Annotated in this window: 9 protein-coding genes; 3 read left to right on the top strand and 6 right to left on the bottom strand. The window is 70.2% G+C overall.

The annotated features are described in order from the left end of the window. Positions 1-6 precede the first annotated feature (6 nt). From metH to ABD481_RS44265, 3 genes are all read right to left on the bottom strand, one after another. The gene (gene metH / locus ABD481_RS44275) at positions 7-3,531 is read right to left on the bottom strand and encodes a methionine synthase (RefSeq protein WP_344671939.1); all 3,525 of its coding nucleotides are present in this window, start codon (positions 3,529-3,531) and stop codon (positions 7-9) included. Positions 3,532-3,598: 67 nt separating this feature from the next. Beyond that, positions 3,599-5,422: a hypothetical protein gene (locus ABD481_RS44270; RefSeq protein WP_344671938.1), complete on the bottom strand. Its 1,824-nt coding sequence runs from the start codon at positions 5,420-5,422 to the stop codon at positions 3,599-3,601. 122 nt (positions 5,423-5,544) lie between these two features. Continuing rightward, positions 5,545-6,720, bottom strand: coding sequence for an FAD-dependent oxidoreductase (locus ABD481_RS44265; RefSeq protein WP_344671937.1), 1,176 nt, complete (start codon positions 6,718-6,720; stop codon positions 5,545-5,547). Between the two features lie 124 nt (positions 6,721-6,844). Here ABD481_RS44265 and ABD481_RS44260 point away from each other — a divergent pair, with 124 nt between their 5' ends. Then, complete coding sequence (locus ABD481_RS44260) at positions 6,845-7,432, top strand: TetR/AcrR family transcriptional regulator (RefSeq protein WP_344671936.1); 588 nt, start codon at positions 6,845-6,847, stop codon at positions 7,430-7,432. Between the two features lie 75 nt (positions 7,433-7,507). On the opposite strand, the gene ABD481_RS44255 is transcribed toward ABD481_RS44260, so the two are convergent. Continuing rightward, entirely contained in the window at positions 7,508-8,950 is a 1,443-nt protein-coding gene (locus ABD481_RS44255; RefSeq protein WP_344671935.1) for an MFS transporter, read from the bottom strand. A 51-nt stretch (positions 8,951-9,001) separates the two neighbouring features. On the opposite strand from ABD481_RS44255, the gene ABD481_RS44250 reads away from it, so the two are divergent. Further along, entirely contained in the window at positions 9,002-9,787 is a 786-nt protein-coding gene (locus ABD481_RS44250; RefSeq protein WP_344671934.1) for a TetR/AcrR family transcriptional regulator, read from the top strand. 146 nt (positions 9,788-9,933) lie between these two features. On the opposite strand, the gene ABD481_RS44245 is transcribed toward ABD481_RS44250, so the two are convergent. Both ABD481_RS44245 and ABD481_RS44240 read right to left on the bottom strand, forming a co-directional pair. Then, positions 9,934-10,917 (bottom strand): aldo/keto reductase, encoded by a 984-nt coding sequence (locus ABD481_RS44245; RefSeq protein WP_344671933.1) that lies wholly within the window; start codon positions 10,915-10,917, stop codon positions 9,934-9,936. 248 nt (positions 10,918-11,165) lie between these two features. Continuing rightward, on the bottom strand, positions 11,166-12,722 hold the full coding sequence (locus ABD481_RS44240; protein ID WP_344671932.1) for an N-acetylmuramoyl-L-alanine amidase: 1,557 nt from the start codon (positions 12,720-12,722) through the stop codon (positions 11,166-11,168). 666 nt (positions 12,723-13,388) lie between these two features. On the opposite strand from ABD481_RS44240, the gene ABD481_RS44235 reads away from it, so the two are divergent. Next, a complete protein-coding gene (locus tag ABD481_RS44235) occupies positions 13,389-14,624 on the top strand; it encodes a C39 family peptidase (protein WP_344671931.1) in 1,236 nt (411 codons plus the stop codon). The last annotated feature ends 287 nt before the right edge of the window (positions 14,625-14,911 follow it).

Genomic DNA, 14,911 nt, shown 5'->3' with positions numbered 1-14,911 from the left:
CCGGATTCACCCGGCGTTGAAGTACGAAGCCTCCGGGTGGTGCGCCACGATCGCGTCCGTCGACTGCTCCGGGTGCAGCTGGTACTCCTCGGACAGCCGCACGCCGATCCGCTCGGGCTTGAGCAGCTCCACGATCTTCGCCCGGTCCTCCAGGTCCGGGCACGCCGGGTACCCGAACGAGTAGCGGCACCCGCGGTACTCCACCTTGAACAGCCCGTCCACCGACGCCGGGTCCTCGCCGGCGAAGCCGAGCTCGTCGCGCACCCGGGCGTGCCAGTACTCGGCGAGCGCCTCGGCCAGCTGGACCGACAGCCCGTGCAGCTCCATGTACTCGCGGTAGGAGTTGGCGGCGAACAGCTCGGCGGTGGCCTCGGCGATCCGGGCGCCGACCGTCACCAGCTGGAACGGCGCCACGTCGACCTCCCCGGAGTCCTGCGGGCGCCAGAAGTCGGCCAGGCACAGGTGGCGGTCGCGGCGCTGGCGCGGGAAGGTGAAGCTCATCCGCTCGTGCTGCGAGCCGGAGCCGGTCGCGTCGTCCAGGATCAGCAGGCTGTCGCCCTTGCTGACGGCCGGGAAGTAGCCGTAGACCACCGCCGCCTCCAGCAGGTTCTCGGTCTGGAGGCGCTCCAGCCACATCCGCAGGCGCGGACGGCCCTCCTCCTCGACCAGTTCCTCGTAGGTGCGGCCGCCGGCGCCGCGCCCCGGCTTCAGGCCCCACTGCCCGAGGAACAGCGCCCGCTCGTCCAGGTAGGGCGCGTACTCGGCCAGCCGGATCCCCTTCACCAGGCGGTCGCCCCAGAACGGCGGCGCCGGGATCGGGTTGTCGACGGCGACGTCGGAGCGGTCCGGGATCGGCTCCTGCGGGACCTCGCGCAGCGGCCCGCTCGCCTTCACCCGCCGGGGCCGCAGCGCCGGCAGCGCCGCGCCCGGCACCCCGGCCTTGACCGCGGCGACCGCGTCCATCAGGTGCAGCCCCTCGAACGCGTCGCGGGCGTAGCGCACCTCGCCCTGGTACAGCTCGGCCAGGTCCTGCTCGACGTAGGCGCGGGTCAGCGCGGCACCGCCGAGCAGCACCGGCCAGCGGGAGGCCACCCCGCGGTTGTTCATCTCCTCGAGGTTCTCCTTCATCACCACCGTGGACTTCACCAGCAGGCCGGACATGCCGATGGCGTCCGCGCCGTGCTCGTCGGCGGCGTCCAGGATGGTCTGCAGCGGCTGCTTGATGCCGAGGTTGACCACGGTGTAGCCGTTGTTCGACAGGATGATGTCGACCAGGTTCTTGCCGATGTCGTGGACGTCGCCCTTCACCGTGGCCAGCACGATCGTGCCCTTGCCGGTGGAGTCGGACTTCTCCATGTGCGGCTCCAGGTGGGCCACCGCCGTCTTCATCGTCTCGGCGCTCTGGAGCACGAACGGCAGCTGCATCTCCCCGGAGCCGAACAGCTCGCCGACCGTCTTCATGCCGTCCAGCAGCACCTCGTTGACGATCTGCAGCGCCGGCCGGACGGCCAGCGCCTCGTCCAGGTCCGGCTCCAGGCCCTTGCGCTCGCCGTCGATGATGCGCCGCTTGAGCCGCTCCTCCAGCGGCAGCGCCGCCAGCTCGTCGGCGCGCGAGGCCTTCAGCGAGGCGGCGTCGACGCCGTCGAACAGCTCCAGCAGCCGGGTCAGCGGGTCGTAGCCCTCGGCGCGGCGGTCGTAGACCAGGTCCAGGGCGACCTTGCGCTGCTCCTCGGGGATCCGGGCGATCGGCAGGATCTTGGAGGCGTGCACGATGGCCGAGTCCAGCCCGGCCTCCACGCACTCGTGCAGGAACACCGAGTTCAGCACCTGCCGCGCGGCCGGGTTCAGGCCGAAGGAGATGTTGGACAGGCCCAGCGTGGTCTGCACGTCCGGGTGGCGCCGCTTCAGCTCGCGGATGCCCTCGATGGTCTCCAGGCCGTCGCGCCGCGACTCCTCCTGCCCGGTACAGATCGTGAACGTCAGACAGTCCACGAGGATCGAGTCCTCCGGCACGCCCCAGTTCCCGGTGATGTCGGCGATCAGCCGCTCGGCGATCGCGACCTTGTGCTCGGCGGTGCGGGCCTGGCCCTGCTCGTCGATGGTGAGCGCGATGACGCCGGCGCCGTGCGAGGAGACCAGCTGCATGATCCGCGCGAAGCGGGAGTCGGGGGCGTCGCCGTCCTCGTAGTTCACGGAGTTGATGACGGCCCGGCCGCCCAGCGTCTCCAGGCCGGCGCGCAGCACCTCCGGCTCGGTGGAGTCCAGCACGATCGGCAGCGTGGAGGCGGTGGCGAACCGGCTGGCCACCTCCCGCATGTCGGTGACGCCGTCGCGGCCCACGTAGTCCACGCACAGGTCGAGCAGGTGGGCGCCGTCGCGGATCTGGTTGCGCGCGATCTCCACGCAGGCGTCCCAGTTCTCGGCCAGCAGCGCCTCGCGGAACGCCTTGGAGCCGTTGGTGTTGGCCCGCTCCCCGATCGCCAGGTAGCTGATGTCCTGCCGGAACGGCACGTGCTGGTACAGCGACGACGCCCCGGCCTCGCGGCGCGGCGCCCGCGGCGCCACCTCGCGCCCGCCGACTCGCTCCACCAGCTGCCGCAGGTGCTCGGGCGTGGTGCCGCAGCAGCCGCCGACCAGCGACAGGCCGTACTCGGTGACGAACCGCTCCTGCCAGTCGGCGAACTCCTCCGGGCCCAGCGGGTAGTGCGCGCCGTTCGAGGTCAGGACCGGCAGACCGGCGTTCGGCATGCAGGACAGGCCGATGGCGGAGTGCTTGGACAGGTACCGCATGTGCTCGCTCATCTCGGCCGGACCGGTCGAGCAGTTCAGCCCGATCCGCTCGATGCCCAGCGGCTCCAGCGCGGTCAGCGCCGCGCCGATCTCCGAGCCGAGCAGCATCGTGCCGGTGGTCTCGAACGCGGCCTGCGCCCACACCGGGACGTCCACGCCGGCGGCGCGCGCCGCGGCCCGCGCCCCGAGCACGGCGGCCTTGATCTGCAGCAGGTCCTGGCTGGTCTCCACCAGCAGCGCGTCGGCGCCGCCGGCGATCAGCCCGGCGGCCTCGGCCTCGTAGGCGTCGCGCAGGGTGGCGTAGGTGATCTGGCCGAGCGAGGGCAGCTTGGTGCCGGGGCCGATGGAGCCGATCACCCAGCGCGGCTTGTCCGGGGTGCTGAAGCCGTCGGCGACCTCGCGGGCCAGCCGGGCGCCGGCCTCGGAGAGCTCGAAGATGCGGTCGGAGATGCCGTAGTCGCCGAGGTTGGTGTGGTTGGCGCCGAAGGTGTTGGTCTCCACGCAGTCCACGCCGGCGCGGAAGTACTCCTCGTGCACCGCGCGGACGATGTCGGGGCGGGAGAGGTTGAGGATCTCGTTGCAGCCCTCGTGGCCCTGGAAGTCGTCCAGCGTCGGATCCTGCGCCTGGAGCATCGTGCCCATGGCCCCGTCGGCCACCACCACCCTCGTGCGGAGGGCTTCACGCAGTGCTGCGGACCGGGTGTTTGCGGCATGCGCGGACGACGAGGCGGTCGAGGCCATGAGGGTTCCTCCGGGGTGAGCGGCTGCTCTTGCGTGACCAATCCCGACCGATTCTAGTCCGGGGGGCTTACCGGATCTTGGAGTGTCCACGGAGTGGCGCTCGGACGGTGCGGCACACCAGCGCCGGGCCGATATGGTTCCGGCCGAGGTCGGCGGGCTCGAGCGGGGCCGCGGCGGGGGTCGGGACAGGGGGTGCGGAGGGCTCCGGAAGATGCTCAGGCGACGGCTCAAGGGAAGGTGTCGGGGGGCGGAGGGGAGCCGTCTGCGAATCCCTTGCCACCACGTCCCGGATCACCGCCTCCACCGGCGCGGCGGTCCCGGCCGCCAGGCGCCGCGCCACTTCGCGCCACCGGTCCGGGCGGCCGTCGAGGTGGGCGGCGACCAGCGCCTCGCGGGGGAAGTGGCCGGTGCGGTCGAGTTCGGCGTCGCTGCGCAGCGCCTGGTAGCGGTGGTCCTCGTCGGCGACCGTGTCCAACCAGTGCCGGCGCGGCACCTGCCGGGCGGCCTCGATCAGCGGATCGGCGGTGCCGGTGAGCAGCGAGGCGCGCACCTCCGGCAGCGCCTGCTCCAGGCTGCCGACCCGTTGCAGCTCCAGCGCCCACACCGGTTCCGGGCCGGCCGCGAAGGCCAGCGCCCCGTAGGCGCACAGCAGCGCCGGCTCGTCGACGCGGCCGGTGATCGCGGCCACGGTCTGCCGCAGCGTCACCGCGTCGTCGGTGAGCTCCCACACCAGGTCGAGCAGTTGGTCGCGGCGCTCGCCGGCCAGGTTCTGGGCCCAGGTGCGGACCAGCTGCGGATCGTGCTCGAAGGCACTGAACGCGCGGCGCCGGAACCGGGGCGGAGCCACTTTGCGCAGCAGCACTTCCTGCGCATAGCCGGAGCCGATGTGCTCCAGCGCCGAGTCCGGGAGCAGTTCGTTGCGGGCGAGCCAGCGGCGCTGGCCGACGACGCCGTGGGCCAGGACGTGGTCGACCAGGGGGCGGGTGAGCGGTCCGTTGGTGAGCATCCAGCCCCAGCGGTGCTGGGCCGGGCTGGACGGTTCGGCGCGGAGGGGGCCGGAGGCGGCTGGGGCGTCGTGGAGGGTGTTGAGGTACCGCTCGGCGACGGCGCGCGGGGCGAGGCCGAGGAGGAGGTTCAGGGGGTTGTGGTGGGTGCGCGGGGAGCAGAAGAAGCGGCGGAAGCCGCCGGGGGGTTCGTGGGTGTGGGGAGATGTTTGGTCCGCGTGGTTCGCCTGGCCCGCTTCGAGCAGCAACTCCGCGAACGTCCCGTCGAAGCTGCCGCTCGCCTCGATCACCGCCGACCAGCGGTCGTCGTCCTCGCCCAGCGCCGCCGCCAGGCCGTCGCGAAGCAGTACCCGGACGTCGCCGGTGGCGCGCCGGGCTCCGGGCCACACGTACTCCTCGGGCGTGCACACGCCGAGCGTCACGGCGAGCACAGCCGGGCGGGCGTGTTCGAGCACTTGCTCGGCGGTCAGCGTCCCGGCCCGCAGCGCCTCCAGGGCCAGGAGGCGAAGGCGCGAGACCGAGACGTCGCGGTAGTCGTCGGCGGCGGCGTCCTCCATCGCGCGCAGGAACTCCGGCAGCGCGCGCGTGCGGATCGGCACACTCTCGGGCTGCTGCACCAGCCGGCAGGCCAGCTCGTCGCGGGCCGGCGACGGCGGTGCGCCCAGCATGGCCGCGATCACGGCCGGCGCCAGCGGCAACGGGATCGAGGCGACCGCCTCGGCGAGCGCCTCCGGGGTCAGCGCGCCGAGCACGTCGGCGACGTCGGCGGGCCGGGCGGCGTCGAGCAGCCGCAGGACCCGGGCCGGGCCGGGTGCGGGGTCGAGCGCCGCCGCGTCGCGCACCGTGGAACTGTGCGTCGCCCACGCGGGCGACACCGGCGGCTCCATCCCGTACCTCCCCCGTGAGCCGGCCCCTGGAGCCGACCCCGCTTGCGATTCCGAACGAGGCTACAGCGCTTCACCCCGCAGTGGGCCGGCCGGGAGGGGGAAGAATTTTCACAGTATTGGAATCAGTCGGCGGAAGGATCGGCGGAAAGAATGGTGCTCACCGAGCGCAGCCATCGCGTGTACATGCGCGTGACGAGGCCGTTCGGCGTGAGCAGTGAGGGCGTCGGCAGGTATTTGTCGGTGAGCTCCGAGCCGGCGACCCGAGCGGTCAGCCGAGCACCCTTGAACCGTGAACGCTCGTAGTCGGCCAGCGCGGCGGCCACATCGGAGGGATGCCGGCGCAGGGCCCGAGCTAGCGCCCACGCGTCCTCCAACGCCTGGTTGGCGCCTTGGGCGACGGTCGGGGGCATGGTGTGGGCGGCGTCGCCGAGCACTGTCACCGGGCCCCGGCTCCAGCCCCGGGAGACCTTCTGGCGGCGGTGGGAGAAGTACTCGATGTCGGCGTCGTCGGCGGCGGCGAGGGTCTCGACGACCGGGGAGGCCCAATGCCCGAAGCGCTCCTTGAGCAACGCCACAGCCGAGGCTGGTTGCGGCGCCTCGGGATCCCAACGCAGGTCGAACCACCACTGGAGCAGGCCGCCGCCGGCCGGGAGCAACCCGCACATGCCTTCACGGCCGATGACCATCAGGCCGCGGCGGGAGTGGGTGGTGGGGATGTCGACGGGGGTCAGGCCCTGGAAGGTGGCCCAGCCGGTGGGCCGGGTCGGATCGGCGCCGGGGAGGTGGGCGCGGACGTGGGCACGGACGGCGGAGCGGTGGCCGTCGGCGCCGATGAGGAGGTCGGGGGTGAGGGCGGTCGCAGTAGTAGTGCCGTCGGCGAAGGAGAAGGCGAGGGGCTGGCCGCCCACCTCGCTTCCGACCACGCCGATCACCTGCTTGCCGAAGTGCACAGTGCCGGGCGGGAGCCCTTCGGCCAGTCGGTGTATCAGGTCCCTGCGGGGCATCGACAGGTGCGGGTGCCCGTAGCGGGCGGCGGCGCGGGCCACGTCCACCGCCATCAGTTGCCGGCCGTCGCGGCCGCGCTGGACCGCCAGCACGTCCAGCGGAGCGCCGAGGCCCTCGCGCGGCACGCCGAGCGCGTGCAGGACCGCGGTGCCGTTGCTCCACAGCGTCAGGGCCGAGCCGCTGGTCCGCAGCTCGTCGGCGCGCTCGTAGACGCTCACCTCGTGGCCGTCGGCGATCAGGGCCCGGGCTGCGGCAAGGCCGCCGATCCCGGCGCCGGCTATCAGGATGCGCATGGTGCCTCCTCAAGGTACTGAGTCCAGTGTGTTGGGTTCAGGGTGCTGAGCTCAGAGTTCGGGCCGTCGCCGGCTCGATACCACAACGACGATAGTACTATCGCCGCTCCGCTATCCTTCCGGGGTGGCACCCCCTCCCAACCTGGCCCGACGCCGCGCCCTGGCCGACGGCGCGCTCCGCGTCCTGGCCGCCTCCGGCCTGCACGGCTTCAGCCACCGGGCCGTGGACGCCGCCGCCGAACTGCCCGCCGGGACCGCCTCGAACTACTTCGCCAGTCGCGACGCGCTGCTGTCCGCGGCCGCCGAGCGGGTGCTGGAGTTGCACGAGGAGGACATGGCCGCCGCGCACGGCTTGATCGCGGGGCCGATCGACCGCGAGGGCCTGATCGGGCTGATGGCGATGTCGCTGGAGTTCTCGGCGAAGCTGCATCGCGATCGCTACCTGGCGATCTACGAGCTGACGCTGGAGGCGGTACGCCGTCCGCCGTTGCAGCGGACGTTGGACACCATGCGGGACGCGGCCGTGGACTTCACCCATGCGCAGCATCAGGCGCTGGGACTGGGAACCTCGCGCGAGGATGTGGCGACCCTGATCACGTTGTTCGGCGGAGCGCTGTTCACGCTGGTCACGGGGCAGGCCGGAGCAGTGGACGCGGCCACGGCGGGGGCTTTGGCCCGGACGATGGTGGCGGGGATCGGGTCGTTGGGGTGACGGTGCGTTGACAGGTGGATCAGCGGGTGGGGCGCGTCGCCGGGGTGACCGTGGGTCGGCGGCGGCCGATGTGGGTCAGTGCCCTTGCTGGGAATGCTTGGGGAGCAGGCCGACCAGGAAGAACGTGATCACGTAGAGCGCGGCGGTCACGAGCGTGACCACCTGCCCGGCGGCGAGGAAGGCCGAGGCACCGCCGGCGTTGACCCGAGCGAAGAACAGCGTCCCGAGCGCCGCGACACCGATGGCGTTGGAGAACTGCTGAGCGGCGTTGAGCATGCCGGATCCGGTGCCGACTTCGGCGACCGTGGCGTCGCCGAGCACGAAGTCGAAGATCGGCACGAACACCAGGCCGGTGCCGAGGCCGACGACCGCCAGCGCCGGAGCCAACGTCCAGGAGGTAGGGACCGCGTGGTGCCGGGCGATCGTCCACCACAGGACCACCAGCCCGAGAACGGCCAGGCCGAGACCGAGGTGCAGCGTGGCGCGACCGAGCCGTGCAGCGAGCACGCCGCCGGCCAGGCCCACGCCGAGCGCGCTGCCGACGGCCCACGGGATCAGCGTCAGCGCGGTGTGCAGCGCCGTCCAGTGCAGGCCGAGCTGGAGCATCAGGTTGAGGGAGAGCTGGAAGCCGGCGAGCGCGGCGTAGAAGGCGGCGACGATCACGAGGCCGACCACGAAGCTGCGCTTGCGGAACAACGAGGGCGTGATCACCGGATGCGGGCTGCGGCGCTCGGAGCGCACGAACAGCGCGAGGGCGACGACCGAACCGGCCATCATCAGGTACGTCCACAGCGGCCAGCCGTAGTCGCGGCCCTCGACCAGCGGGACGATCAGCAGACCCGAGGCCACGGTCAGCAGCGCGACGCCGCCGAGGTCGAGGCGGGCAGCGGCGTCCTCGCCACTGCGGCGGGGAAGGACCCGCCGCGCCAGGAACCAGGCCGCGACGCCGATCGGGACGTTGATCAGGAAGATCGAGCGCCACTGGCTGCCGAACAGGTCCAGGTGCAGCAGCCAGCCGGCCAGGATCGGCCCGGCGACGGTGGCCAGGCCCATGACCGGACCGAACGGTATGAGGGCCTTGCGCAGCTGGTCGGGAGGGAAGACGACCTTCACCAGGGCAAAGCCTTGCGGGATCATCACCGATCCGCACAGGCCCTGCGCGATCCGCGCCGCGATCAGCCACGGCACGCCGGGGGCCAGGCCGCAGGCCAGGGAGGCCAGCGTGAAGCCGGCCATGCCGAGGAGGAACAGACGGCGGCGTCCGAGCAGGTCGCCGAGGCGGCCGGAGGTCACCAGGCCGAGGGCGAAGGTGGCGGTGTAGGCGGACAGGACCCATTGCAGCGTCACCTCGCTCCCGCCGAGGTCGGCGCGGATGGCGGGGCCGGCGATGGTGGCGACGGTGGAGTCGAGGATGTCCATGACGTCGGCGACGAAGACGACGGCCAGGACCAGCCAGGCCTGCTTGAGCGGGGGTGAGACCGGGCGGGCCGGGGCGAACGAACTTAGTTCTGTAGTCACGAACTAAGTTCTACGCGGCGAACTTAGTTCGCGTCAAGCTAGGATGAGGGCATGGCTCTTGATCCCCAGCAGCGGCGCGCGGCGCGGCATGCTCCGCCGGTTGGTGCTGATGGGTCCGCACAGCGGGCGGCGCGCAAAGCCCCGATCACGGTCGAGCGCATCACCGACGCGGCACTCCAGGTGGTGGCCACCGAGGGGTACGACGCGCTGACCATCCGCCGGGTGGCGAACGTGCTGGGCACCGGGCCGTCCTCGCTCTACGCGCACATCGTCAACAAGGCCGACATCGACGACCTGCTGATCGGCCGCTTGTGCGCGCGGATCACGCTGCCGGAGCCCGATCCGGCACGCTGGCAGGAGCAGATCCGCAACGTGTGCGCGCAGATCCGGGACCGGTACCTGGAGTACCCGGGCGTCTCGCGGGCGGCGCTGGCGATGGTCCCGACCAACCTCGACACGCTGAGGGTCAACGAGGGGATCTTCGCGATCCTGCTGGCGGGCGGGATCGAGCCGCGGACGGCGGCGTGGGCGATCGACGCGCTGTTTCTGTATGTCGCCGGCTATGCGCTGGAGGCGTCGATGGTGCAGCAGAGGCGGAGAGAGGAGAAGGAGGGGAAAGAGGAGGAGAAGGAACAGGGCCGAGGAGAAGGCGCGTCGTGGGTGCTGTCGCAGGAGGAGTTGGTGCGGCGATTCAGTGCGCTGCCGGAGGCCGAGTTCCCGCAGACCAGACGGTATGCGGTGGAGCTGACCTCAGGCCGTGGGCATGAGCGGTTCGACTTCGCGTTGGGGCTGCTGATCGAGAGCCTTGAGGCGAGGGGTTCGAAGCCAGGGCTTTGAGGTGAGAGTTCTGAGGCGAGAGTTTTGAAGCGGCAGCTTTGAGAAGTCGGCCTTGAGAAGTCAGCCTTGAGAGGTCGTCTTGAGGGTTCTGCCTTGAATAGAACTGGCCCGGCCATCGAGCGCCGGGCCGTTCCGAAAGAGCAAGGTCACCAGCGATCGGCGACATGCGGCGCGATCAGCTCGTCGTAGACCTCGCGGACCCCGGCCAGCGCCTCCTCGCTCAGCGGCGCGACCTCGGCCGCGGCGGCGTTGCCGCGGGCCTGGCCGGCGTTGCGCGCGCCCGGGATGACCACGGAGACTCCGGGCTGGTCGATGATCCAGCGCAGCGCGAACTGCGCCATCGTCTCGTCCTCGGGCACCAGCGGCCGCAGGCGGCGCACCGCCTCAAGCCCGGTCTCGAACGGCACGCCGGAGAAGGTCTCGCCGACGTCGAACGCCTCGCCGGAGCGGTTGTAGGTGCGGTGGTCGTCCGGGGCGAAGGTGGTGTGCTCGTCGTACCGGCCGGACAGCAGACCGCTGGCCAGCGGCACGCGGGCGATGATGCCCACCCCGGCCCGCTGGGCGGCGGGCAGGACCTCGTCGAGCGGCCCGAGCCTCAGCATGTTGAGGATCAACTGCACGCTGGCCACCCCGGGCCGGGCGATCGCGGTCAGGGCCTCGGCCCGGGTCTCCACGCTGACGCCGTAGGCGGCGATGCGCTCCTCGGCGACCAGGGTGTCCAGGGCGTCGAAGACGGCGTCGTCGGAGTAGACCGGGGTCGGCGGGCAGTGCAGCTGCACCAGGTCGAGGCGCTCGACGCCGAGGTTCGTGCGGGACCGGTCGGTCCAGGCCCGGAAGTGCTCCAGGGTGTACTCGGCCGGGTCCTGCGGCACGCGGCGGCCCATCTTGGTCGCGACGGTGATGCCGTCGCCGCCGTGGCTCTTGAGGAAGCGGCCGATGAGCTGCTCGCTGCGGCCGTCGCCGTAGACGTCGGCGGTGTCGATGAAGGTGATGCCCGCCTCGACGGCGGCGGCCAGCACCGCCAGGGCCTGGCCCTCGTCGACCTCGCCCCAGTCCGCGCCCAGCTGCCAGGCGCCCAGGCCGACGACGCCGACCTTGCGTCCGGTGCGTCCTAGGGCTCGCTGTTCCATGGCGACTCTCCAGTCTGTTCTGTTCGGTGCCGCTGTGCTGTGAAGTGCGGTTGTGGGGTGCCGCTGTGCTGTGAAGTGCAGTTGTGGGGTGCCGCTGTGAGGTGAAGTGCAGTTGTGAGGTGCCGCTGTGAGGTGCCGCTGCGCTGTGCAAAACCCTAATGAAGCGACTGGGACGCCGCGACACGGCGCGACGCCCCAGTGGGCCTATCGGCTGCCGAAGCGGAACCAGGGCCAGATGATCGGCACCATCAGTACCACGCGACGACGGTCGCCTCCGTGGTCGGAACCCACGCTTCGCGGTGGTTGTAGTCGATCGCGAACCACAGGTTGCTGGTCCCGTCCTCGAACACCGACTTCGGCGCGGCCCACTGCGAACCGGTCGGGGCGGTGCCGATGACGTAGCTGGCGCTGGTGGTCGGGCGGCCGTAGATCTTGATGGTCCCGTTCTTCGTGGTCGGCTTGAGGCTCAGCACGTAGGAGTGCACCGGCACCGCCGACCCGGCCGGGATCGCCACCCACGCCAGCTTGGCGTCGGCGTACTGGCTCGGCGAGGACCCGGACAAGCGGTCGTTCTCGCCGTACCAGATCTGGTACATCTGCATCCCGGTGCCGGCCTCGTCGGCCTTCTCGGCGACGTAGTAGTACGGCATCTGGGTCTCGATGTTCGTGGTCTCGTCGGTGGGATCGGTGCCGGACGCGCCGGGGATCACCGGATCGGCCGTGCTGGGCCCGGTGTAGAGGGTGAAGAAGCTGTTGTTGGCGGCGGTCTCGGTGCCGTTGGGCCCCAGCGGCGCCTGGTCGCTGGCCGGGTTGACCCGGAACAGTCCGGCGGCCGGGGTGTTGCCGGTCGGGTAGGCGACGCCCTGCGCGTGGATCAGGCCGAAGTAGTAGTCCCAGAGCCAGTACTTGCCCGGGTCGACGTGGTTCGGCGCGCTGCCGGTGGTCGGGGCGGGAGTGGTGCCGTGGGCGGTGATGTGGGCGTGGTCCAGGGGGATGTTGTACTTGGTCAGCAGATAGGCCACGAGCTTGGCCGAGGCCAGGTACTCGGTGGCGTTGTACCACTGGTAGCCGGTGGCGTCGACGCCCGCGTGCTCGATGCCGACGGCGTGCTCGTTGTAGTAGAAGTTGCCCGCGTGGTAGGCGATGTCCTTCTCGCGGAGCGCCTGGTAGACGGTGCCGTCGGAGTCGACGACGTAGTGCACGCTGACGCCGCTGTTCAGGTCCTGGAAGGTGCTCAGCGCGTCCTGGGCGGTGCCCTCGATGTCGTGGATGGTCACCGCGTACATCGCGTAGCTGGAGGGGCGGGTCGAACTCTGGTACGTGCAGGGCGAGGTCACGTTGCAGTCATAGGTGGCGGCCGGAACGACGCAGTCGATGGCGCCGGGGTAGTCGACGTTGGAGTCGCTCTTGCAGCCGGCGGGTACGGCGGTGGGGCTGACGGGGACCGCGGCGAGTGTGGTCTTGTCGGGGGCGACAGTCTGCGGGGCGAGGGTGATGGTCTCGCCGTCGTCGGCGGTCGCGGAGAAACCGGTGGAGAGAAGTTTGAAGGCGGCGTCGGCGTACATGCCGGCGGTTTGGCGGGAGCCGGCGTGGCTGTAGGCGGCGATCGGGGCGTACCAGCCGGAGACGGTGGTGGGGAGGGTCGCGGGGATGGTGGTGCTCAGCTTCAGCGCTTCGGCGCGGAGGACGGCGGCGCCGCCGAGGATGTTGGAGGCGGTGTCGTGTTGGAGGGTGGAGGCGCTGAGGCCGGTGAGGGTGGCGGCTTGGTCGAGGGTGTCGGCTTTGGTGCCTTGGACGAGGTGCATGCAGCCGTAGCCGTTGTCGATGCTGGGTTGGCCGTTGTGGGCGCTGAGGCGGCCTTCGAGGTAGCAGAGGGATTCTAGGATTTGTGGGGGGATGTTGTACTGGTGTGCGGCTTTTGTGAATGCGGTGGTGATGGGGGTGGGGGTGGGGGTGGAAGCGGGGGTCTTTGTTTGTGCGGCAAGGGCAGGGGCTGCCAGGGCGAAGCTGAGGGTGGTGAGGAGGGCGTAGATGGTCGCCAGCCAGCGGCGGCGAGAGCGGGGGCGGGAGCAGGGATGGGGATGGGGATGGGGATGGGGATGGGGGCGGCGGGGCGTTTTGGTCGCAGGTGATGTCATGTGTCGCATTCACCGTCCTATATCAGAATCCGGATCCGCCACCGGTCATGGTGGGGCCGACACGGCGGTTTGTCACGTGAAATCAACAAGAAGCCATGATGATTCTTGACGGGTGGTTGGGTGGCTGTCATGCTCCGGGGCGGGGGGAAGGAGTGTGGTTCGGGCAGGTTGGTCTTGTGTTTTGAGGTTTTGGAGGGTGATGTCATGCGTGAGGGTCGGGTTGGTGGTTGGAAGGCGTGGTGGGGTGTGGTGTGTGTCGGTGCTTTGGGTGTGGTGGAGGTGGGGGTGGGGGGTTCGGCTGCGGCGGCGGGGGCGAGGGCGGGGGCGGCTGCGGTGGAACACGTGAACTTTCATAAGTGGACGACTCAGGCTGACTTCCAGTCCGGAACCGTTAATGGTGTGACGGCGCTGGATGGGGATCGTCAGGGCATCGTCATTTCGAACACTGTGGGGAGTCTTCGGTATAAGGACGCGTACCTGCATACGACCAAGACGTATGCCTACAGCACGTGGACTTCGCCGTCGTATGTGCCGGGGTTCGGGGCTACTGAGGTCGTGTCGTCATGGAGTGCGCAGACGCCGGCGGGGACGTGGTTGAAGGTTGAGCTGAACGCGGCGATGGAGGATGGTCACCAGACTGGGTGGCTGGATATGGGTAACTGGGCTTCTGGAGATGGGGATATCGCGCGGACGTCGTTGTCGCCTTCGGCGGGGGCGTATGGGGGTGTCTCTACGGATACGTTCAACTCGGCGAATGGCCATACGGTGCGGAGCTATCAGCTGCGTGTGACGTTGTATCGGCTGTCGGGGAGTGGGGCGGGTGGGACTGTTACGCCGCGGTTGTGGCAGGTCGGGGCGTTCGCTTCGGCGGTTCCGGCGCGGAGTGGGGTGGCGGCGAGTCCGTTGGGTGGGGCTGAGGGTGTGGAGTTGGCGGTTCCGCGGTTGTCGCAGCAGATTCATGTCGGGCAGTACAGCCAGTACGGCGGGGGTGGGGATGCGTGGTGCAGCCCGACGTCGAGTGAGATGATCAGCGAGTTTTGGGGGTACGGGCCGAGCGCGGCGGATATGGCCTGGGTGAATCCGAGTTATGCGGATCCGAGTGTGGATCAGGCCGCGCGGTCGACGTACGACTATGCGTATAAGGGGACGGGCAACTGGCCGTTCAACGCTGCGTATGCGTCGCAGTATGGGTTGGACGCGGAGGTGGTGCAGCTGCCTTCGGTTGATGATTTGGAGACGTTGATCAGTGGTGGGGTTCCGGTCGCGATCTCGGTGGCGTTCGACGATGGGGAGTTGACGGGGGCGGGGTATGGGACGGCGGGGCATTTGATGGTGGTGGTGGGGTTCACGGGGAGTGGGGATTTTGTCGTGAACGATCCGTTCTCGCCGTCGGATGGTGCGGTGAGGCGGGTCTATCAGCGGCGGGAGTTGGAGAACATTTGGTTGCGGACGCAGTGGACGCGGGGGGATGGGAGTTTGGGGTTCGGGTCGGGCGGGGTGGCTTATGTTTTTAAGCCGCATGGGGTGGGGTTGCCGGTGGGTGGGGGTGTTGATGGTGGGGTTTGGTGAGGGGTGAAACCCAAGGTCAAAGGCCAGTCAAGGTCAACTGCGCCTCCGGCGGCCCCTCCGGGGAGGGCCTCGCTCTGGAAAGAGTGGGGTCGGGCGGTTACCTTGCCCTTGGTCTGTGGTTCCGGTTTCGGTTCCGGCCTTTCCGTCGCATCGTCGCCTGAAGGAATCACACCGCCCAGGCGGTATCAAGGCGACCCTTCAGGCCTGTGCCCCAGCTCATGCGAGCCTTGACACCGCCTGGGCGGCGCGATTGGCTACGCCCGCCGACGCGACAGTCAGTCATGATG

The sequence above is a fragment of the Catenulispora yoronensis genome (assembly GCF_039531695.1).
GTDB lineage: Bacteria > Actinomycetota > Actinomycetes > Streptomycetales > Catenulisporaceae > Catenulispora > Catenulispora yoronensis.
The sequence above is the reverse complement of the archived record's forward strand: the minus strand, read 5'-3'. Positions and strand labels throughout refer to the sequence as shown.

Excerpts from the sequence above, each read along its gene's own strand:
- metH (WP_344671939.1), bottom strand. The coding sequence starts at position 3,531 with ATGGCCTCGACCGCCTCGTCGTCCGCGCATGCCGCAAACACCCGGTCC.
- ABD481_RS44270 (WP_344671938.1), bottom strand. The coding sequence starts at position 5,422 with ATGGAGCCGCCGGTGTCGCCCGCGTGGGCGACGCACAGTTCCACGGTG.
- ABD481_RS44240 (WP_344671932.1), bottom strand. The coding sequence starts at position 12,722 with ATGCACCTCGTCCAAGGCACCAAAGCCGACACCCTCGACCAAGCCGCC.
- ABD481_RS44265 (WP_344671937.1), bottom strand. The coding sequence starts at position 6,720 with ATGCGCATCCTGATAGCCGGCGCCGGGATCGGCGGCCTTGCCGCAGCC.
- ABD481_RS44245 (WP_344671933.1), bottom strand. The coding sequence starts at position 10,917 with ATGGAACAGCGAGCCCTAGGACGCACCGGACGCAAGGTCGGCGTCGTC.
- ABD481_RS44250 (WP_344671934.1), top strand. The coding sequence starts at position 9,002 with ATGGCTCTTGATCCCCAGCAGCGGCGCGCGGCGCGGCATGCTCCGCCG.